The 21,548-nt window shown below is 52.9% G+C and carries 16 protein-coding genes, 2 tRNA genes and 1 other RNA gene; 11 read left to right on the plus strand and 8 right to left on the minus strand.

Translation table 11 applies throughout. The features are described 5' to 3' along the window. The first annotated feature begins 91 nt into the window (after positions 1–91). From UR504_RS12015 to narI, 4 genes are read left to right on the plus strand one after another with little or no spacing between them, the layout of a single operon-like run. A complete protein-coding gene (locus UR504_RS12015) occupies positions 92–3,835 on the plus strand; it encodes a nitrate reductase subunit alpha (protein ID WP_302235320.1) in 3,744 nt (1,247 codons plus the stop codon). Further along, positions 3,832–5,367, plus strand: a complete 1,536-nt coding sequence (narH, locus tag UR504_RS12020; protein WP_115875464.1) for a nitrate reductase subunit beta — start codon at positions 3,832–3,834, stop codon at positions 5,365–5,367. The genes UR504_RS12015 and narH overlap by 4 nt, the downstream gene beginning before the upstream one ends. Then, positions 5,364–6,074, plus strand: coding sequence for a nitrate reductase molybdenum cofactor assembly chaperone (narJ, locus tag UR504_RS12025; RefSeq protein ID WP_047741766.1), 711 nt, complete (start codon positions 5,364–5,366; stop codon positions 6,072–6,074). Before narH ends, narJ begins: the two co-directional genes overlap by 4 nt. Further along, a complete protein-coding gene (narI, locus tag UR504_RS12030; RefSeq protein ID WP_302235321.1) occupies positions 6,074–6,751 on the plus strand; it encodes a respiratory nitrate reductase subunit gamma in 678 nt (225 codons plus the stop codon). The genes narJ and narI overlap by 1 nt, the downstream gene beginning before the upstream one ends. On the opposite strand, the gene UR504_RS12035 is transcribed toward narI, so the two are convergent. Further along, on the minus strand, positions 6,748–7,644 hold the full coding sequence (locus UR504_RS12035) for a DMT family transporter (RefSeq protein ID WP_302235322.1): 897 nt from the start codon (positions 7,642–7,644) through the stop codon (positions 6,748–6,750). The genes narI and UR504_RS12035 overlap by 4 nt on opposite strands. Before the next feature lie 107 nt (positions 7,645–7,751). Between UR504_RS12035 and UR504_RS12040 the strand changes: the two genes are divergently transcribed. Then, positions 7,752–8,195 (plus strand): Lrp/AsnC family transcriptional regulator, encoded by a 444-nt coding sequence (locus tag UR504_RS12040; RefSeq protein ID WP_127731317.1) that lies wholly within the window; start codon positions 7,752–7,754, stop codon positions 8,193–8,195. A gap of 99 nt (positions 8,196–8,294) precedes the next feature. Here UR504_RS12040 and UR504_RS12045 read toward each other — a convergent pair. The 5 genes from UR504_RS12045 to UR504_RS12065 all read right to left on the minus strand — a co-directional run bounded on the left by UR504_RS12045 (position 8,295) and on the right by UR504_RS12065 (position 10,180). Then, a non-coding RNA gene (locus UR504_RS12045) (RtT sRNA) lies at positions 8,295–8,425 on the minus strand. A 44-nt stretch (positions 8,426–8,469) separates the two neighbouring features. After that, positions 8,470–8,554 (minus strand) — tRNA-Tyr (locus UR504_RS12050). A gap of 35 nt (positions 8,555–8,589) precedes the next feature. Continuing rightward, positions 8,590–8,674 (minus strand) — tRNA-Tyr (locus UR504_RS12055). Between the two features lie 158 nt (positions 8,675–8,832). Continuing rightward, positions 8,833–9,675 (minus strand): formyltetrahydrofolate deformylase, encoded by an 843-nt coding sequence (gene purU, locus UR504_RS12060; RefSeq protein ID WP_023312104.1) that lies wholly within the window; start codon positions 9,673–9,675, stop codon positions 8,833–8,835. A gap of 46 nt (positions 9,676–9,721) precedes the next feature. Next, positions 9,722–10,180 (minus strand): YchJ family protein, encoded by a 459-nt coding sequence (locus tag UR504_RS12065; protein ID WP_127731315.1) that lies wholly within the window; start codon positions 10,178–10,180, stop codon positions 9,722–9,724. Between the two features lie 114 nt (positions 10,181–10,294). On the opposite strand from UR504_RS12065, the gene rssA reads away from it, so the two are divergent. From rssA to galU, 3 genes are all read left to right on the plus strand, one after another. Then, entirely contained in the window at positions 10,295–11,197 is a 903-nt protein-coding gene (gene rssA, locus UR504_RS12070; RefSeq protein ID WP_274239850.1) for a patatin-like phospholipase RssA, read from the plus strand. Between the two features lie 91 nt (positions 11,198–11,288). After that, on the plus strand, positions 11,289–12,302 hold the full coding sequence (gene rssB / locus UR504_RS12075) for a two-component system response regulator RssB (protein WP_223579115.1): 1,014 nt from the start codon (positions 11,289–11,291) through the stop codon (positions 12,300–12,302). A 200-nt stretch (positions 12,303–12,502) separates the two neighbouring features. Further along, the gene (gene galU, locus UR504_RS12080; RefSeq protein ID WP_008502780.1) at positions 12,503–13,411 is read left to right on the plus strand and encodes a UTP--glucose-1-phosphate uridylyltransferase GalU; all 909 of its coding nucleotides are present in this window, start codon (positions 12,503–12,505) and stop codon (positions 13,409–13,411) included. 202 nt (positions 13,412–13,613) lie between these two features. Here the strand turns inward: galU and hns are convergent, their stop codons facing one another. Further along, on the minus strand, positions 13,614–14,027 hold the full coding sequence (gene hns / locus UR504_RS12085) for a histone-like nucleoid-structuring protein H-NS (RefSeq protein WP_320739724.1): 414 nt from the start codon (positions 14,025–14,027) through the stop codon (positions 13,614–13,616). A 549-nt stretch (positions 14,028–14,576) separates the two neighbouring features. Here hns and tdk point away from each other — a divergent pair. Then, the gene (tdk, locus tag UR504_RS12090; RefSeq protein WP_111965933.1) at positions 14,577–15,191 is read left to right on the plus strand and encodes a thymidine kinase; all 615 of its coding nucleotides are present in this window, start codon (positions 14,577–14,579) and stop codon (positions 15,189–15,191) included. Between the two features lie 68 nt (positions 15,192–15,259). Here tdk and adhE read toward each other — a convergent pair whose 3' ends face one another. Further along, on the minus strand, positions 15,260–17,938 hold the full coding sequence (gene adhE / locus UR504_RS12095; protein ID WP_059446810.1) for a bifunctional acetaldehyde-CoA/alcohol dehydrogenase: 2,679 nt from the start codon (positions 17,936–17,938) through the stop codon (positions 15,260–15,262). Positions 17,939–18,416: 478 nt separating this feature from the next. On the opposite strand from adhE, the gene UR504_RS12100 reads away from it, so the two are divergent. Both UR504_RS12100 and oppA read left to right on the plus strand, forming a co-directional pair. Beyond that, the gene (locus UR504_RS12100; protein WP_008502784.1) at positions 18,417–19,064 is read left to right on the plus strand and encodes a YchE family NAAT transporter; all 648 of its coding nucleotides are present in this window, start codon (positions 18,417–18,419) and stop codon (positions 19,062–19,064) included. A 770-nt stretch (positions 19,065–19,834) separates the two neighbouring features. Further along, the gene (gene oppA / locus UR504_RS12105) at positions 19,835–21,466 is read left to right on the plus strand and encodes an oligopeptide ABC transporter substrate-binding protein OppA (RefSeq protein WP_271368167.1); all 1,632 of its coding nucleotides are present in this window, start codon (positions 19,835–19,837) and stop codon (positions 21,464–21,466) included. Positions 21,467–21,548 lie beyond the last annotated feature (82 nt).

The raw sequence follows: 21,548 nt of genomic DNA on the forward strand, positions 1-21,548 counted from the left end.
ATCAATTCTCCCCCTCTTTCAGGGCGTTACCTTCGCTGCAAATCAGCAATGTCGATTTAGAGAGCCACAGGCTCCATACAGGAGATACCCGATGAGCAAATTTTTGGACCGGTTTCGCTACTTCAAACAGAAGGGGGAAACTTTTGCCGATGGGCACGGCCAGGTTCTGGATACCAACCGGGACTGGGAAGACGGTTACCGTCAGCGCTGGCAGCATGACAAAGTCGTCCGTTCGACCCACGGCGTGAACTGTACTGGCTCATGCAGCTGGAAGATTTTCGTTAAAAATGGTCTGGTGACCTGGGAAATGCAGCAGACCGACTACCCGCGCACCCGCCCGGATATGCCAAACCATGAACCGCGCGGCTGCCCGCGTGGCGCCAGCTACTCCTGGTATCTCTACAGCGCTAACCGTCTGAAATATCCGCTGATGCGCAAGCGTCTGATGAAAATGTGGCGTGAAGCGAAAGCGCAGCACAGCGATCCGGTTGATGCCTGGGCCTCCATCATTGAAGACGCGGATAAAGCGAAAAGCTTCAAGCAGGCTCGCGGCCGCGGCGGCTTTGTGCGTTCCTCATGGAAAGAAGTGAACGAGCTGATTGCCGCCTCCAACGTCTATACCGTTAAAACCTACGGTCCTGACCGCGTGGCGGGCTTTTCGCCGATCCCGGCGATGTCGATGGTTTCTTACGCTTCCGGCGCGCGCTATCTGTCACTTATCGGCGGTACCTGCCTGAGCTTCTACGATTGGTACTGCGACCTGCCGCCGGCGTCTCCGCAGACCTGGGGCGAACAGACCGACGTGCCGGAGTCCGCCGACTGGTACAACTCCAGCTACATTATCGCCTGGGGCTCAAACGTGCCTCAGACCCGTACGCCGGACGCGCACTTCTTTACTGAAGTCCGTTACAAAGGCACTAAAACCGTGGCGGTAACCCCTGACTACGCGGAAATCGCCAAGCTCTGCGATCTGTGGCTGGCACCGAAACAGGGTACCGATGCCGCGATGGCGATGGCGATGGGCCACGTCATGCTGCGCGAGTTCCATCTTGATAAGCCAAGCCAGTACTTCACCGACTACGTCCGCCGCTACACCGACATGCCAATGCTGGTCATGCTGGAAGAGCGTGACGGCTACTATGCCGCAGGGCGTACGCTGCGTGCTGCCGATCTGGTGGACGCGCTGGGTCAGGAAAATAACCCAGAGTGGAAAACCGTTGCCTATAACAGCAACGGCGAGCTGGTGGCGCCAAACGGCTCTATCGGCTTCCGCTGGGGCGAGAAGGGCAAGTGGAACCTTGAGCAACGTAACGGCACCACCGGCGAAGAGACTGAGCTGCGCCTCAGCATGCTGGGTAGCCAGGACGAGATCGCCGAGGTCGGGTTCCCGTACTTCGGCGGCGAAGGTTCCGAGCACTTCAACAAGGTTGAACTGAAAAACGTACTGATGCACAAGCTGCCGGTGAAACGCCTGCAGCTTGCCGACGGCTCTACCGCGCTGGTCACCACCGTCTATGACCTGACCATGGCGAACTACGGTCTGGAGCGCGGCCTGGGCGATGAAAACTGTGCAACCGGCTATGACGACGTGAAGGCCTACACTCCGGCCTGGGCGGAACAGATTACCGGCGTGCCACGCGCGCACATTACCCGTATCGCACGTGAGTTCGCAGAAAACGCGGACAAAACGCACGGCCGTTCGATGATCATCGTCGGTGCCGGTCTGAACCACTGGTATCACCTCGACATGAACTACCGTGGCCTGATCAACATGCTGATCTTCTGCGGCTGCGTCGGTCAGAGCGGCGGCGGCTGGGCGCACTACGTTGGCCAGGAGAAACTGCGTCCGCAGACCGGCTGGCAGCCGCTGGCGTTTGCCCTCGACTGGCAGCGTCCTGCACGCCACATGAACAGCACCTCTTACTTCTATAACCACTCCAGCCAGTGGCGCTACGAGACGGTCACCGCGCAGGAGCTGCTGTCGCCGATGGCGGATAAATCCCGCTACAGCGGCCACCTTATTGACTTCAACGTGCGCGCCGAGCGCATGGGCTGGCTGCCGTCGGCACCGCAGCTGGGCACTAACCCGCTGCGCATTGCACAAGAGGCGAAGCAGGCGGGTATGTCACCGGTGGATTACACCGTGAAATCGCTGAAGGATGGCTCAATCCGCTTCGCGGCGGAACAGCCGGAAAACGGTAAAAACCACCCGCGCAACCTGTTCATCTGGCGCTCCAACCTGCTGGGCTCGTCCGGTAAAGGCCACGAGTACATGCTGAAGTACCTGCTCGGTACTGAAAACGGTATCCAGGGGAAAGATCTCGGCAAGCAGGGCGGCGTGAAGCCGGAAGAGGTGGAGTGGAAAGACAACGGTCTCGACGGCAAGCTGGATCTGGTGGTGACCCTCGACTTCCGTCTGTCCAGCACCTGCCTGTACTCCGACATCGTGCTGCCAACCGCGACCTGGTACGAAAAAGACGACATGAATACCTCGGATATGCATCCGTTTATTCATCCGCTGTCTGCCGCCGTTGACCCGGCGTGGGAATCGAAAAGCGACTGGGATATCTACAAAGACATCGCGAAGAAATTCTCCGAAGTCTGCGTAGGTCACCTGGGCAAAGAGACCGACGTGGTGACGCTGCCAATCCAGCACGACTCTGCCGCCGAACTGGCGCAGCCGCTGGACGTGAAGGACTGGAAAAAAGGCGAATGCGACCTGATCCCGGGCGTGACCGCGCCGCACATCATTCCGGTTGAACGTGACTACCCGGCAACGTACGAGCGCTTTACTTCTATCGGTCCGCTGATGGAGAAAATCGGTAACGGCGGGAAAGGCATCGCCTGGAACACCCAGAGCGAAATGGACCTGCTGCGCAAGCTCAACTACACCAAAGCGGACGGTCCGGCGAAAGGCCAGCCAATGCTGAATACGGCAATTGATGCGGCGGAGATGATCCTGACCCTGGCCCCGGAAACCAACGGCCACGTTGCGGTGAAGGCCTGGGCGGCCCTGAGCGAGTTCACCGGTCGCGACCATACGCACCTGGCGAAGAATAAAGAGGAAGAGAAAATCCGCTTCCGCGATATTCAGGCCCAGCCGCGCAAGATTATCTCCAGCCCGACCTGGTCAGGCCTGGAAGACGAGCATGTGTCCTACAACGCGGGCTACACCAACGTTCACGAGCTGATCCCGTGGCGCACCCTGTCAGGCCGACAGTCGCTGTATCAGGATCACCAGTGGATGCGCGACTTCGGTGAAAGCCTGCTGGTTTACCGTCCGCCAATCGACACCCGCTCCGTGAAAGCGGTGATGGGCGCGAAATCGAACGGTAACCCGGAGAAGGCGCTGAACTTCCTGACGCCGCATCAGAAGTGGGGTATCCACTCCACCTACAGCGACAACCTGCTGATGCTGACCCTGTCGCGCGGCGGTCCGATTGTCTGGATGAGCGAAACGGACGCCAAAGACCTGGGTATTGAAGATAACGACTGGATCGAAGTGTTCAACAGCAACGGTGCCCTGACGGCGCGTGCGGTGGTGAGCCAGCGCGTACCGGCCGGGATGACCATGATGTACCACGCGCAGGAACGTATCGTTAACCTGCCGGGGTCAGAAATTACCGAGCAGCGCGGCGGGATCCACAACTCCGTGACCCGCATTACGCCTAAGCCGACCCACATGATCGGTGGTTATGCACAGCTGGCCTACGGCTTTAACTACTACGGCACCGTAGGATCGAACCGCGATGAGTTCGTGGTGGTACGTAAGATGAAGAACATTAACTGGTTAGACGGCGAAGGTAATGACCAGGTACAGGAGAGCGTAAAATGAAAATTCGTTCACAAGTCGGCATGGTGCTGAATCTGGATAAATGCATCGGCTGCCATACCTGCTCGGTCACCTGTAAAAACGTCTGGACCAGCCGCGAAGGTATGGAATACGCCTGGTTCAACAACGTGGAAAGCAAGCCGGGCACCGGCTTCCCGACCGACTGGGAAAACCAGGAGAAGTGGAAGGGCGGCTGGATCCGTAAAATCAACGGCAAGCTGCAGCCGCGCATGGGCAACCGCGCTTGGCTTCTGGGAAAAATCTTCGCCAACCCGCACCTGCCGGGCATCGACGATTACTACGAGCCGTTTGATTACGACTACCAGAACCTGCACAACGCGCCGGAAAGCAAACACCAGCCGATTGCCCGTCCTCGCTCGCTGATCACCGGTCAGCGCATGGACAAGATCACCAGCGGTCCAAACTGGGAGGAGATTCTGGGCGGCGAGTTCGAGAAACGTGCCAAAGACCAGAACTTCGAGAATATGCAGAAGGCGATGTACGGCCAGTTCGAAAACACCTTCATGATGTATCTGCCGCGCCTGTGCGAGCACTGCCTCAACCCGGCGTGCGTGGCGACCTGCCCGAGCGGCGCGATCTACAAGCGTGAAGAAGACGGCATCGTGCTGATCGACCAGGACAAGTGCCGCGGCTGGCGTATGTGCATAACCGGTTGCCCGTACAAAAAGATCTACTTCAACTGGAAGAGTGGCAAGTCAGAGAAGTGCATCTTCTGCTACCCGCGTATTGAAGCTGGGATGCCAACCGTCTGTTCCGAAAGCTGCGTAGGCCGTATTCGCTACCTCGGCGTGCTGCTGTACGACGCGGACGCGATTGAAAACGCCGCGAGCACCGAGAACGAGAAAGATCTGTATCAGCGTCAGCTGGACGTGTTTCTCGATCCGAACGATCCGAAGGTCATTGAGCAGGCCCTGAAGGACGGCATTCCGCAGAGCGTGATTGACGCCGCGCAGCAGTCTCCGGTGTACAAAATGGCGATGGACTGGAAGCTGGCCCTGCCGCTGCATCCGGAATACCGCACGCTGCCGATGGTCTGGTACGTGCCGCCGCTGTCGCCGATTCAGTCTGCCGCTGACGCGGGTGAGCTGGGCAGCAACGGCATTCTGCCGGACGTGGAGAGTCTGCGTATCCCGGTTCAGTACCTGGCTAACCTGCTGACCGCAGGCGATACCCAGCCGGTACTGCTGGCGCTGAAGCGTATGCTGGCGATGCGCCACTTCAAGCGTGCCGAAACCGTTGATGGCGTAACCGATACCCGCGCGCTGGAAGAGGTCGGCCTGACCGAAGCGCAGGCGCAGGAGATGTACCGCTATCTGGCGATTGCCAACTACGAAGACCGGTTCGTGGTGCCGAGCAGCCACCGAGAGCTGGCCCGCGAAGCCTTCCCGGAAAAAAATGGCTGTGGCTTTACATTTGGCGACGGTTGCCACGGGTCAGACAGTAAATTCAACCTGTTCAACAGCCGCCGCATCGACGCCATGGATGTGACCAGTAAAACGGAGCCGCACTCATGATTGAACTTGTCATTGTTTCGCGTCTGCTCGAGTACCCGGATGCTGCGCTTGCGCAGCATCAGCAGGAGCTTTTTGACGCGCTCGCGTCATCTGAAAACCTGGATAAAGACGATGCCCAGCGGCTTGGCGTTTTCCTCCGCGATCTGCTGGCGCGCGACCTTCTGGATGCCCAGGCGGACTACAGCCAGCTGTTTGATCGGGGGCGCGCAACCTCGTTGCTGCTGTTTGAACACGTTCACGGTGAATCCCGCGACCGCGGTCAGGCGATGGTGGACCTGATGGCCCAGTACGAACAGCACGGCCTGCAGCTCGACAGCCGCGAGCTGCCGGACCATCTGCCGCTCTATCTGGAGTATCTGGCGCAGCTGCCGAAAGAGGAGGCGCTGGGTGGTCTGCAGGACATCGCGCCGATCCTGGCGCTGCTCGGCGCGCGCCTTCAGCAGCGCGAGAGCCGCTATGCGGTGCTGTTCGATCTGCTGGTGAAGCTGGCCAACGCCTCGGTCGACAGCGAAAAAGTGGCGGAGAAAATCGCGGATGAAGCCCGGGACGATACTCCACAAGCGCTGGATGCGGTCTGGGAAGAAGAGCAGGTGAAATTCTTTGCTGACCAGAACTGCGGCGAGTCTGAAATCTCTGCCCACCAGCGTCGTTTTGCCGGCGCGGTTGCCCCGCAATATTTGAATATCTCTAACGGAGGACGGCACTAATGCACTTCCTGAATATGTTCTTCTTTGACATTTACCCGTATATCGCGGGCACCGTGTTCCTGGTGGGAAGCTGGCTGCGCTACGACTACGGCCAGTACACCTGGCGTGCGGCCTCCAGCCAGATGCTGGATCGTAAAGGGATGCATGTGGGCTCTAACCTGTTCCACATCGGTATTCTGGGCATTTTTGCCGGTCACTTCCTGGGGATGCTGACGCCGCACTGGATGTATGAAGCGTGGCTACCGATTGAGGTGAAGCAGAAGATGGCGATGATCGCCGGCGGTGCCTGCGGGGTGATGACCTTAGTCGGTGGCCTGCTGCTGCTGAAACGTCGCCTGTTCAGCCCGCGCGTGCGTGCGACCACGACCGCAGCGGATATTCTGATCCTCTCCCTGCTGATGGTGCAGTGTGCGCTGGGCCTGCTGACCATTCCGTTCTCGGCACAGCATATGGACGGCAGCGAAATGATGAAGCTGGTCGGCTGGGCGCAGTCCGTGGTGACCTTCCACAGCGGAGCATCTGAGAACCTGGACGGCGTGGCGTTTATCTTCCGCGTTCACCTGGTGCTGGGGATGACGCTGTTTGTGCTGTTCCCGTTCTCTCGTCTGGTGCATATCTGGAGCGCGCCGGTAGAGTACCTGACGCGCAAATACCAGATTGTGCGCGCCCGTCGCTAATTCGCCGTTTTGATGCCAACCCCGCACTCGCGGGGTTTTTTTTCGCCCCAGCCCAGGTTGTTGCCTGCGGCAGCAAACAGGATCAGCGCGCCGCCCGCCAGCTGCGTCAGGTTAAGCGAGTGTCCGAACACCAGATTATCGACAACAATTGCCACCACCGGATAGATAAACGACAGGGAACCGGTAATCGGGGTAGGCAGCTTCTGAATCGCGCTATAGAGAAGCTGATACATAATGCCGGTATGGACGATGCCCAGCGTCAGCAGGGTAGGCCAGGGAAAATCTCCGGTAAATGACGGCATGCTGGCAAACGGCAAAAGCATCACGACGCCCGTCAGCACCTGGATAAAGGCAATATGCTGCGGCGCGATTGTTTTCAGCTTGCGTGCAATGATTGCCGTCAGCGCGTAGAAGAAGGCCGCGGCCATTGCCAGGCCGATTCCGGCGAGCCATTCACCGCCATGCGCGCCGGTCAGCTCGCTGGAGAGCAGGATCACCACGCCGCTAAAGGCGAGGAACAGCCAGCCCCATTTCACCAGGCTGACGCGCTCGCCTAAAAACATCCCCATCAGGACCAGCATAAACGGCTGGGTGTTATAGACCACGGTCGAAAGACCAATCGAGATCCGTTCATAGGCCGCGAAGAGCAGCAGCCAGTTCACCACGAGCGCTACGCCGCCGAGAATAGCCAGCATCAGCGTGGTGCGGGTGAGAGGGCTAAAGGGCTTTTGACTCACCCGGATAAAAATAAAAAGTGCCATTGCCCCGATAAGACAGCGCCAGAACACCACTTCCATTACCGGCAGACCGCTCAGCAAAACAAACGCACCGATAGAGCCGGAAATTAACATCGCCAGGCTCATTTGCCAGACGCCTGTATGTAAATCACGCATTATCCACCTCCTGATTAGTGACGTTATTGTCGAAAATCGCTGTCGGGTTTTACAGGGATGAGATAAGGTGAAATGCAGCAATGGCTTTTTAAAATTAGGTGAAAGCGATGGAATACCTTATCGATGATATCGACCGGCAAATTTTAGCCTGCCTGGTTGAGGATGCGCGCATGTCGTTGAAGGTGCTCAGCGGCCGCATCGGTCTGACGTCTCCCAGCACGGCAGAACGTCTTAAAAGGCTGGAAGAGCGCGGTGTGATTGAGGGTTATGGTGCACGGGTGAACCTGGCGGCGCTGGGGTATACGCTGCAGGCGCTGGTACGGGTTCGCCCCTTACCGGGTCTGTTGCATAAGGTGGATAAGTACATTCAGGCGATGCCGGAGTGTATTGAGAGCGACAAGGTGACCGGGGAAGATTGTTTTGTGATTAGGCTGGTGGTGAGGTCAATCGAACAGCTTGATGCGCTGCTGGATGGGCTGGCGGAACATGCCCAGTGTAATACGTCGATTGTGAAAAGTTCACCGGTCAGGCGTCGTTTGCCGCCGATGTAGCCATCTGTTGCCGGGTGGCGGCTGCGCCTTACCCGGCCTACAGAGGCGGATTCGGTTGAGTGTTTGGTTTAATATGACTTGGGATGTTGCTGGAAGTGATGGTGGTAGGGGAAGGATTACTCGGCGCGTTGCGCCTCGCCCTTCGGGTCGTTGCCTGCGGCAACGCTTTCTCGCTGCGCTCGAATCGAACCTTAGTCGAAGCTTCTCATCCTTCCCCTTGCGGAAATACATGATGCACGGTGCGAGCAGAATGTTAAGTGTCGTTTGGAAGTGATGGTGGTGGGGGAAGGATTCGAACCTTCGAAGTCGATGACGGCAGATTTACAGTCTGCTCCCTTTGGCCGCTCGGGAACCCCACCAGGGGTAATTCAAATTTTGAGGTCGTGCTGAGAGATGGTGGTGGGGGAAGGATTCGAACCTTCGAAGTCGATGACGGCAGATTTACAGTCTGCTCCCTTTGGCCGCTCGGGAACCCCACCACGGGGTAATGCTTTTTTACTGGCCTGCTTCCTGCTGGAAGCGGGGCGCATCATATCAAATGAGACGCCCCTGTAAAGCATTCCTTTAGGGAAATGAAGCTGTTTGCCTGCTTTTTATCCGTAAAGGCGCAAAGCTAATCAATTCATTTTCCGAAAGATTAAAGAATGATGGTTCTGTTGCCGTAAACGAAGACACGCTGTGCCAGCACCTGATACAGCGCGCGGCTTAACACATTCTTCTCAACGTCACGCCCTGCACGCATCATGTCCTCAGCGGTGTAAGTGTGATCCACATGAATCACGTCCTGCATGATGATGGGACCTTCGTCCAGGTTGTCATTCACGTAGTGGGCTGTCGCGCCAATAATCTTCACGCCACGCTCGTACGCCTGGTGGTATGGACGCGCACCAATAAAGGCCGGCAGGAACGAGTGGTGAATATTGATGATCTTGTTCGGGAAACGCGCCACGAAAGATGGCGTTAATACGCGCATGTATTTCGCCAGCACCACGTAGTCCGGGTTATGCGCTTCAATGGCCTGGGCCATCAAATCGTCGTGTTCTTCACGCGTATGGCCTTCGTGGCTGACCAGCTCGAACGGAATATCAAAGCGTTCGACCAGCGTGCGCAGCGTCTCGTGGTTGCCAATAACGGCAGCAATTTCGACGTCCAGACCGCCGTAGTTTGCTTTCATCAGCAGGTCGCCAAGACAGTGTGCTTCTTTGGTCACCAGGATCACGATGCGGCGTCGACCGGCTGGGGTCAGTTCGCGCACGGAACCCTCCGGAAGCGCGCTGTCCAGATCGGCCAGCAGAGTGGTGTCGTTGAAAATACCTTCCAGTTCGGTACGCATAAAGAAGCGGCCGGTACGGTGGTCAACGAACTCGTTGTTCTGCACGATATTCAGTTCATGTTTATAGCAAATGTTGGTAATTCGTGCGATCAGCCCTTTTTGATCGGGACAGATGGTGCGCAGAACTTTACGTTGTAATGATTGCATCGCCGGGAAATCCTGTTTGTATTTGCGAAGTCTGGGTTGTCAGGCATTACTGCCCGCAACACTTTTTAAATTTTTTACCTGAACCACACGGGCAGGGATCGTTACGACCAAACTGTGGGCGCGTTCCGTCAATATAATACCACTGCCCGCTTTCCTTTAAGAACCGGGAACGTTCGATAATGGCCCCCGGTTTATTATTCTCGTTAAAACGGGCTACAAAGCTGACGTAACCTTCATCAACATGACTGCCTGGAGAGGATTCATAGACGGTGAGGCCGAGCCACTGCGTGTTCGCGAAGCCGGCTTCGATGTCCTTTCTGAATTCGGCAGCGTGGCAGGAGGGATGCCAGGTTTTAATCAGGTAGTCTGCGTCTTTGATCACAAAAGCAGTGTAACGTGAACGCATGAGGTGTGACGGGTCTGGTGCAACCTGATCGCCAGACAGATATCGCTGGCAACATAGGCTATACTCCAGAGCGCTACCACAAGGGCAGAGTTGAGACACGATTCTCTTCCTGGAACAAAAAATAAAGGCGTAAAACGCTTCGGGTAGCACTATGTTAACTGAGCTGTTGCGTTGACGCTATGTCAGGAATCCAGGGGAAGTAAAACAGGGCTAATGAGAAAGGTTAAAATTGGACTGGCGCTGGGCTCAGGTGCAGCCCGGGGATGGTCACACATCGGCGTGATTAATGCCTTAAACAAGATGGGCATTGACGTAGATATTGTCGCAGGGTGTTCTATCGGGTCGCTTGTCGGATCCGCTTACGCGTGCGGAAAGCTTACGGAACTCGAGACCTGGGTGCGTTCCTTCAGCTACTGGGACGTGCTGCGTCTGATGGACCTCTCCTGGCAGCGTGGTGGACTGTTGCGCGGCGAACGCGTTTTTAACCAGTTCCGCCAGGTTATGCCTCTCGAAGACTTCACTGATTGTCAGATGCCTTTTGGCGCCGTCGCGACGAACCTCAGTACAGGACGCGAACTCTGGCTAACCGAAGGGGATATCCATCTTGCCGTACGCGCCTCCTGCAGTATGCCGGGACTCATGGCGCCTGTCCCACACAACGGTTACTGGCTTGTCGATGGTGGCGTCGTTAACCCGGTTCCCATCTCTCTGACCCGTGCAATGGGGGCGGATATCGTAATTGCCGTCGATCTGCAGCACGATGCCCACCTGATGCAACAGGATCTCATGCCGGTCAATCTGCAGAGCGAAGATGCTGAGGGCGAGAAACTTGCCTGGCACGAGCGCCTGCGCGGCAGAATCGGGCGTATGGCCGCGCGACGCTCGGTTACCGCGCCGACGGCGATAGAAATCATGACCACGTCAATACAGGTACTCGAGAATCGCCTTAAACGTAACCGTATGGCAGGCGACCCTCCGGATATCCTTATTCAGCCGTACTGTCCGCAAATCTCTACTCTTGATTTCCATCGGGCTGAGGCCGCCATCGCAGCGGGCTCGTTAGCCGTCGAAAAGAAAATGGACGAATTGTTGCCTTTTGTGCAGACCGCACGTTAAGCACCTTTTTTTGACTACTTCAGCAAAATCTGACAGGCGATAGTGCCGATCGCATGCCACTATTTAGTTACTGTCAGCCAGGGGAGGAACCATGACGCAGCCATTGGCCGGAAAACACATTTTGATTGTTGAAGACGAGCCCGTTTTCCGATCGCTACTGGATTCGTGGTTATCCTCGCTGGGCGCACTGACGTCACTGGCTGAAGATGGCATCGACGCCCTGGAAAAAATGATCGGCATTACGCCCGATTTGATGATTTGCGACATAGCGATGCCGCGCATGAATGGACTAAAGCTGGTTGAACATCTGCGTAACGAAGGTAACCAGACGCCGATTCTGGTGATCTCTGCCACAGAGAATATGGCGGATATTGCCAAAGCATTACGTCTTGGCGTCCAGGATATTCTGCTTAAACCGGTCAAGGATCTGAACCGGCTGCGTGAAACGGTCCTGGCGTGCCTTTATCCCAATATGTTTAATTCCCGAGTAGAGGAAGAGGAGCGTCTTTTCCAGGACTGGGATGCCCTGGTGAGTAATCCGCCTGCTGCGGCGAAACTATTGCAAGAGCTCCAGCCGCCCGTGCAGCAAACTATTTCACACTGTCGCGTAAATTATCGCCAGCTGGTAGCTGCTGACCAGCCCGGACTGGTGCTGGATATCGCACCTTTATCTGATACCGACCTTGCGTTTTATTCTCTGGATGTCACCCGGGCAGGGGATAACGGTGTATTAGCCGCGTTACTTCTTCGCGCGCTATTTAATGGTTTGTTGCAGGAACAGTTATCGCATCAGGGACAACGGCTACCGGAGTTAGGCAGTTTACTCAAACAAGTAAACCAGCTTTTTCGTCAGGCCAATTTACCCGGACAGTTCCCGCTGCTGGTCGGCTATTACCACAGCGGTTTAAAAAATCTGATCCTCGTCTCAGCAGGTCTCAACGCTTCACTGAATACCGGTGAACATCATATTCAGGTGAGTAACGGCGTGCCGCTTGGGACATTGGGAACGGCTTATCTTAATCAAATTAGCCACCGCTGTTCCTCCTGGCAGTGCCAAATTTGGGGCGCCGGGGGACGGCTACGCTTAATGTTGTCCACGGAATAAGCAATTGGATCTTAATTTTAAGATTGCTTTACCTGTGTTTTACGGGGAGTGCTACTATCGCTGCCCAGATTCATGCGTATTTGTCCTAATTGATCGGCAACGCGTTCTTTTCAGACCCGGACTGCGGGGCGAGGCTGATATACTCAACGCGTTATTTATTGCATAAAAGTTCAAAACTTGAACAGCTCAGGAGAATTTGAATGGCTGCCCTAAATTCGAAAGTCAGAAAGGCCGTTATCCCGGTAGCGGGATTGGGGACCAGGATGTTACCAGCAACTAAGGCGATTCCTAAAGAGATGCTGCCTCTGGTTGATAAGCCATTAATCCAGTATGTCGTTAATGAATGTATCGCAGCCGGCATCACTGAAATTGTGCTGGTTACGCATTCATCTAAAAACTCTATCGAAAACCATTTCGATACAAGCTTTGAACTTGAAGCCATGCTGGAAAAGCGTGTTAAGCGTCAGCTGTTAGAAGAAGTTCAATCTATTTGCCCTCCACACGTCACCATTATGCAGGTTCGTCAGGGCCTGGCTAAAGGTCTGGGCCACGCTGTTATGTGTGCGCATCCTGTTGTAGGTGATGAGCCTGTAGCGGTAATTCTGCCCGACGTAATTCTGGACGAATACGAATCCGATCTTTCTCAGGATAACCTGGCTGAAATGATCAAACGTTTCGACGAAACCGGCAGTAGCCAGATTATGGTTGAGCCTGTTGAAGACGTAACGGCATACGGTGTGGTTGACTGCAAAGGCGTTAACCTTGAGCCGGGCGAAAGTGTGCCAATGGTTGGTGTCGTAGAGAAGCCTAAAGCCGACGTAGCGCCTTCAAACCTTGCCGTTGTAGGTCGCTATGTCCTGAGTGCTGAAATCTGGCCTCTGCTGGCTAAAACGCCTCCAGGCGCGGGTGATGAGATCCAGCTGACGGATGCCATCGATATGCTGATCGAGAAAGAGACCGTTGAGGCCTACCATATGAAAGGTAAGAGCCATGACTGCGGTAATAAGCTCGGTTATATGCAGGCATTTGTTGAATATGGTATCCGCCACAATACCCTTGGTGAAGAATTTAAAACCTGGCTCAAAGAGAGCGTAGGTATTAAGAAATAAGCCACGGTTGTAAATGTTCGAAACCGGTGAGGCATTGCCCACCGGTTTTTTTATGCCCATAACACTCCCAAAAACCTGTCTGAAAGTACAGTCGATGAAATTGCTAAATAATGCTTTATGACAGAGTGTAAGAGGATGTATGCGACAAATTTAGGTTAAAAAAAATCCCGCAATATGCGGGATTTTTCTGAATATGGCTCGATTAATCCTTGATCAGGAAGTCGTCCAGCTGTTTACCCTGCTCATCCATCGCTTTCTTGATTACAGCAGGAGTACGACCCTGGCCAGTCCAGGTTTTAGTTTCGCCGTTATCGTCAACGTAGCTATATTTAGCAGGACGTGCCGCACGCTTGGCTTTAGTACCGGTTTTAGCGGCAGCCATGCTGTTCAGCAATTCATTTGGATCGATACCATCAGCAATCAGCATTTCACGATATTGCTGCAGTTTACGAGTACGTTCTTCGATTTCAGCCGCAGCAGCGCTTTCTTCTTCACGACGTTCATTAACTACAACTTCTAATTTTTCCAGCATTTCTTCAAGCGTTTCGAGGGTGCATTCTCTTGCCTGCGCACGAAGAGTACGGATGTTGTTCAGAATTTTAAGTGCTTCGCTCATTGTAGTAATCTCAAACTTATAATGGGGGGTGGTTTGTTGACCTAATAATAGAGCCATAAATTCAGTTGTGCAATAGCCAGGAATGTAAGGAATTCAAAAAATACTAAATAAAGGCGCTATTATTAATTACGCTAACTTAAATTTCACCACCCGGCAGTCTCGGTTGTTATCACCGGAAGCTGCTTAACCCGGTCGATTGTGTCTTTTTTTTGTGACATTTCCCGCAGGAATTATAGTTGCGGCGGAGAAATATCAGCCTTTTGTATTAGTTCCCCTCCGTGATGTTAAGACTGAAATAGTTAATAAATAGTGAATTTTAATGAACGGGGATTCCACTATAAAAAGCAGTGTTATGTTTTGCTGAACATATAACATATTGGCCGAGGAGAGGGCGTTTACTACATGTTTTAACGGGTTATTTTCATGAAAAGAAGGTTGTAAACTCCGCGCTGAAACGCTTCCCCTGTGTGCTACATCGCTGATGACCAGACAAAATATGGTACAATGACTCATCGGGAATATTACACATTGATTAGGGTTTTACGGCCAATGGCACAACTTTATTTCTACTATTCGGCAATGAATGCCGGGAAATCCACCGCGTTGCTGCAATCCTCGTACAATTACCAGGAGCGCGGGATGCGTACCGTTGTTTATACGGCTGAAATTGACGATCGCTTTGGCGCAGGTAAGGTGAGCTCAAGAATAGGACTCTCGTCGCCTGCGAGGCTTTTTAACCCGAAAACCGATCTGTTTGAAGACATTCATGCAGAACATGCTGCGCAGCCGATTCACTGTGTCCTGGTAGATGAGAGCCAGTTTCTGACGCGTGAACAGGTATATGCCCTGTCAGAAGTGGTCGATGAGCTTGATATCCCCGTTCTTTGTTACGGTCTGCGCACGGATTTTCGCGGTGAGCTCTTTGCCGGGAGTCAGTATTTGCTTGCCTGGTCGGATAAACTTGTTGAATTGAAAACAATCTGCTTCTGCGGTCGCAAAGCCAGTATGGTGCTTCGTCTTGACCAGGCCGGTAAACCTTATGCAGATGGTGAGCAGGTGGTGATAGGCGGTAATGAACGCTATGTTTCGGTCTGCCGTAAGCATTATAAAGAAGCGTTGTCTGTAGGCTCGCTGACGGCGATTCAGCACGACAACAGAAAATAATGTCAGTCTTGTTATTCAGACATAAAAAAACCCGCCAATAAGGCGGGTTTTTCATCTGCTGCTGTCAATTAAGCGCTTTTCTTCGCTTTCTTGTCAGCTTTGATGACAGGAACTTCTGTTTTCACAGCGGCAACATCACCTTCTTTGAACTCACGACCATAGTAGGTATCCAGCAGAATCTGTTTCAGCTCGGAGATCAGTGGGTAGCGCGGGTTAGCACCAGTACACTGGTCATCGAAGGCATCTTCAGACAGCTTATCTACATGAGCGAGGAAGTCAGCTTCCTGAACGCCTGCTTCACGGATAGATTTAGGAATACCCAGCTCAGCTTTCAGGCTTTCCAGCCATGCCAGCAGTTTCTCAATCTTCGCAGCAGTACGGTCGCCCGGTGCGCTCAGACCAAGGTGGTCAGCGATTTCAGCATAGCGACGACGTGCTTGTGGACGGTCGTACTGGCTGAAAGCAGTCTGTTTAGTTGGGTTGTCGTTAGCGTTATAACGGATAACGTTGCTGATCAACAGGGCGTTCGCCAGACCGTGAGGAATGTGGAACTGTGAGCCCAGTTTGTGCGCCATTGAGTGGCAAACACCCAGGAAGGCGTTGGCAAACGCGATACCGGCGATGGTTGCTGCGCTGTGAACGCGTTCACGTGCTACCGGGTTTTTAGACCCTTCATTGTAGGACGCTGGCAGGTTTTCTTTCAGCAGTTTCAGAGCCTGCAGAGCCTGACCGTCAGAGAACTCAGATGCCAGTACAGAAACGTAGGCTTCCAGGGCGTGAGTTACCGCATCCAGACCACCGAACGCACACAGTGACTTAGGCATTTCCATGACCAGGTTTGCATCAACGATAGCCATGTCTGGGGTCAGCGCGTAGTCAGCCAGCGGGTATTTCTGACCTGTCGCATCGTCTGTTACTACCGCAAATGGTGTAACTTCTGAACCGGTACCGGAAGTAGTGGTTACCGCGATCATTTTGGCTTTTACGCCCATTTTCGGGAACTTGTAGATACGTTTACGGATATCCATAAAGCGCAGCGCCAGTTCTTCGAAGTGGGTTTCAGGGTGCTCGTACATGACCCACATGATTTTCGCGGCATCCATTGGGGAACCACCGCCCAGTGCGATAATCACATCTGGTTTGAAGGAGTTAGCCAGCTCAGCACCTTTACGTACAACGCTCAGGGTAGGGTCAGCTTCAACTTCAAAGAACACTTCAGTTTCAACGCCAGCCGCTTTCAGCACAGAGGTAATCTGGTCAGCGTAGCCGTTGTTGAACAGGAAACGGTCAGTCACGATGAGCGCACGTTTGTGGCCATCAGTAATCACTTCATCCAGCGCGATTGGCAGTGAGCCACGGCGGAAGTAGATAGATTTCGGAAGTTTGTGCCACAACATGTTTTCAGCTCGCTTAGCAACGGTTTTCTTGTTGATCAGGTGTTTTGGACCAACGTTTTCAGAGATGGAGTTACCACCCCAGGAACCACAACCCAGAGTCAGGGAAGGTGCGAGTTTGAAGTTGTAAAGGTCACCGATACCACCCTGGGAAGCAGGGGTGTTGATCAGGATACGCGCAGTTTTCATCATCTGACCGAAGTGAGCGACGCGTTCTGGCTGGTTATCCTGGTCGGTGTACAGGCAAGACGTGTGACCGATACCGCCCATGGCAACCAGCTTCTCAGCTTTCTCTACCGCGTCTTCGAAATCTTTCGCACGGTACATGGCAAGCGTAGGAGACAGTTTTTCGTGTGCAAACGGCTCGCTCTCGTCGACAACTTTCACTTCACCGATCAGGATTTTGGTTGTAGCCGGGACGGTAAAGCCTGCAAGTTCAGCGATTTTGTACGCTGGCTGACCCACGATAGCGGCGTTCAGCGCGCCATTTTTCAGGATAATGTCCTGAACTGCTTTCAGCTCTTTGCCCTGCAGCAGGTAGCCGCCGTGGCTGGCGAAACGTTCACGAACGGCGTCGTAAACAGAGTCTACGACAACAACAGACTGTTCAGATGCACAGATAACGCCGTTATCGAAGGTTTTAGACATCAGTACAGACGCAACGGCACGTTTGATGTCAGCGGTTTCGTCGATAACAACAGGTGTGTTACCGGCGCCAACACCGATCGCTGGTTTACCGGAGCTGTATGCGGCTTTAACCATGCCAGGACCACCGGTCGCCAGGATCAGGTTAATGTCCGGGTGATGCATCAGCGCATTGGAGAGCTCAACGGAAGGTTGGTCGATCCAGCCAATCAGATCTTTTGGTGCACCAGCAGCGATCGCCGCCTGAAGGACGATATCCGCAGCTTTGTTAGTCGCATCTTTCGCACGTGGATGTGGAGAGAAGATGATTGCGTTACGGGTCTTCAGGCTAATCAGTGATTTGAAGATAGCAGTAGACGTTGGGTTAGTGGTCGGAACGATACCGCAGATGATGCCGATAGGTTCAGCGATGGTGATGGTACCGAAGGTGTCGTCTTCGGACAGCACGCCACAGGTTTTCTCATCTTTATAGGCGTTGTAGATATACTCGGAAGCGAAGTGGTTTTTAATCACTTTATCTTCCACGATACCCATGCCGGATTCGGCAACGGCCATTTTAGCGAGAGGGATTCGAGCATCTGCAGCAGCCAGTGCGGCCGCGCGGAAGATTTTATCAACCTGTTCTTGGGTGAAATTGGCATATTCACGCTGGGCTTTTTTAACGCGCTCGACGAGGGCGTTCAGTTCAGCGATATTAGTAACAGCCATAATGCTCTCCTGATAATGTTTAAACTCTTTTAGTAAACCAGCGCTCGATACGTCACACAGTATAGACAGAGCCGATACGACTTGCGTAACACAAAGTAAAACAAAGAGTTACTTTCTGCGTCAGCACACTAATTTACTAAAAGAGCCTTACCTTAGCATCATCCCTTTTTGTCAGGTGACCTCCCTGGGGGTGTAACCAAGATTACTCACTTCTGAGTACTGAAATCATGATCTGTGTCAATTTTTCCCCAAGCTGATACCTTTCAGCAGGGTTATTTCTTTGAGATTTTTCCAGTGTTAAATAATTAAGTAAGTATTGGAAGCGGCACTATCATTGATTATACATCTGTTTAACATCCTGAAATGATAACGTTTTGGTACAGATTTCAAGTGAAGTATGCTGATAAAAAGGGTATCTTCAGCGCGATTTCTCACGACAAATTGTCAGTCCCGGGCATGTGTATAAGCGGAGCAAAACGTGATCCAAACGCTCTTTGATTTTCCAACGTATTTTAAATTTTTTATTGGTTTGTTTGCCCTAGTCAACCCGGTGGGGATCATTCCAGTCTTCATTAGTATGACGAGTTACCAGACGGCGGCGGCCAGGAACAAGACCAACCTTACCGCTAACCTGTCGGTCGCTATCATATTGTTGACCTCCCTTTTTCTCGGAGACACGATTCTTCAGCTGTTCGGGATTTCAATTGATTCTTTCCGCATTGCTGGTGGGATCCTGGTCGTGACCATCGCTATGTCCATGATCAGCGGTAAGCTCGGCGAGGATAAACAGAACAAGCAGGAGAAGTCAGAAACCGCCATCCGCGAAAGTATTGGCGTGGTGCCACTGGCCTTACCGCTGATGGCCGGTCCTGGTGCCATCAGTTCAACCATTGTCTGGGGGACGCGATACCATAGCCTGATGCACCTCATCGGTTTTTCCGTCGCAATTGCTATTTTTGCGCTCTGCTGTTGGGGAGTGTTCCGCATGGCGCCCTGGCTTGTACGCCTGTTGGGGCAGACGGGAATTAACGTCATAACGCGTATCATGGGCCTGCTGTTGATGGCGTTAGGGATTGAATTTATCGTGACGGGAATTAAAAGCATTTTCCCCGGTTTGCTGCACTGATATTTCGTATGAAAGAACGGAGCAACGGCTCCGTTTTTTTACGTCATTATCAGTAAATCCTATAACTAAAGTTGAAATGCTCACATATCATAATAAATTCTACTAATAATGTTCATTACTTGTATTTCAATAAGTTATTAATCCCCCTAAAACCCGCCTGCACAGAAAATCTTCGATCGCTCTGTTATTTTACTCACATGATACTCTGGGGCTTGCTGAGAGATAACCGAAATGATATTAGTAATTTCAACATTCCCCTAGATGAATGTGCTAAATAATAACCAGTTGTTAAATTTTTGTACAAAATCACTCGATGATAGCGCAGCGACGCGCTTGTAGAGAAAATTTTCTCTATCCTATTGAATGTCATGTTTTTTTAGTGATGTTTGATGTCCGGCAAGGCTGCCCTCAACGATACGGCACTCACCGTAAAAGAGAATTGCTTAACAAATTTGCAAAATGTATTGGCGCACGTTTACGCCATTTGATACTTTCCGGCCTAATATTTTGCAGCATAAAACAAGCAGATGAGAATTATTTTCATATGGTTCTCATCTCAGATATCCAGCCCAGGCCTCAAACAGGGGAGGCCTGTAAAGAATCGACGCAAGACGGCCATACGAGCGGTCAGTAATAAAAAAGTCGGTGATAGCAAGCAGTAAAAGAAGAACCTGACAGCAGCAAAAAAAACTCCTGCGCTGTACAGGCCCCAACAGGGGATTACACAGCTGGCGAAGGCCAGTCATTATAATGAGTGGAGTACCAACACAATGTCCATCATCACAAAAAAAAATCTGGTAGCGGCGGGGATTTTAACTGCGCTAATCGCGGGCAACGCTGCAATGGCTGCGGACGTTCCTGCAGGTGTTCAACTGGCTGAGAAACAGACGCTGGTGCGTAACAACGGTGCGGAAGTTCAGTCTCTTGATCCGCACAAAATTGAAGGTGTTCCTGAGTCTAACGTTAACCGCGACCTGTTCGAAGGCCTGCTGGTGACAGACGTAGACGGCCACCCGGCACCGGGTGTCGCAGAAAAATGGGAAAACAAAGATTTCAAAGTCTGGACCTTCCATCTGCGTAAGGATGCGAAATGGTCCGACGGTACGCCGGTCACGGCTGAAGATTTCGTTTATAGCTGGCAGCGTCTGGCGAATCCTACAACCGCCTCTCCATATGCGAGCTACCTGCAATATGGCCACATCGCCAATATTGATGACATCATCGCGGGCAAAAAACCGATCACCGATCTGGGCGTAAAAGCGATCGATGCCAATACCTTCGAAGTGACGTTGAGCGAACCTGTTCCGTACTTCTATAAGCTGCTGGTTCACCCGTCCGTCTCCCCGGTACCAAAATCTGCCGTGGAAAAATTTGGTGAGAAATGGACCCAGCCTGCCAATATCGTGACCAACGGTGCCTATAAGCTGAAAGACTGGGTGGTCAACGAGCGTATGGTGCTTGAGCGTAACCCGCAATACTGGGACAACGCTAAAACCGTTATTAATCAGGTGACCTACCTGCCAATTTCGTCCGAAGTGACTGACGTTAACCGCTACCGCAGCGGTGAAATCGACATGACCTATAACAACATGCCGATTGAACTGTTCCAGAAACTGAAGAAAGAGATCCCTAAAGAAGTTCACGTCGATCCGTACCTGTGCACCTATTACTATGAAATCAACAACCAGAAAGCACCGTTTACCGACGTACGTGTTCGTACCGCGCTGAAGCTGGCACTGGATCGCGATATCATCGTCAACAAAGTGAAAAACCAGGGCGATCTGCCTGCGTACAGCTATACCCCTCCATACACCGATGGCGCAAAACTGACCGAGCCAGACTGGTTCAAACAGACTCAGGAACAGCGTAACGCAGAAGCGAAGAAACTGCTGGCCGAAGCGGGCTACACCGCAGATAAGCCGCTGACCTTCAGCCTGTTGTACAACACCTCCGATCTGCACAAAAAACTGGCTATCGCCGTCGCCTCGATCTGGAAAAAGAACCTGGGCGCGAACGTGAAGCTGGAGAACCAGGAGTGGAAGACCTTCCTCGACAGCCGTCATCAGGGCACCTTTGACGTGGCGCGTGCTGGCTGGTGTGCGGACTATAACGAACCGACCTCCTTCCTGAACACCATGCTGAGTGACAGCTCAAACAATACCGCGCACTATAAGAGCCCGGCATTCGACAAGCTGATTGGCGATACGCTGAAAACCACTGACGAAGCACAGCGTACTGAACTGTACTCTAAAGCCGAGCAGCAGCTGGATAAAGATTCCGCGATCGTTCCGGTTTACTACTATGTTAACGCCCGTCTGGTGAAACCGTGGGTAGGTGGGTATACCGGTAAAGACCCGATGGATAATATCTACGTTAAAAACTTGTATATTATCAAGCATTAATGGCAATGAGTGGGGCGGGTTCGCTCGCCCCACGGTGTCTAACCAACGTCACACTATATAGGCACACGCCAGAAGGTACGGG

The organism is Enterobacter sp. 241F3 (assembly GCF_034106785.1).
GTDB lineage: Bacteria > Pseudomonadota > Gammaproteobacteria > Enterobacterales > Enterobacteriaceae > Enterobacter > Enterobacter vonholyi.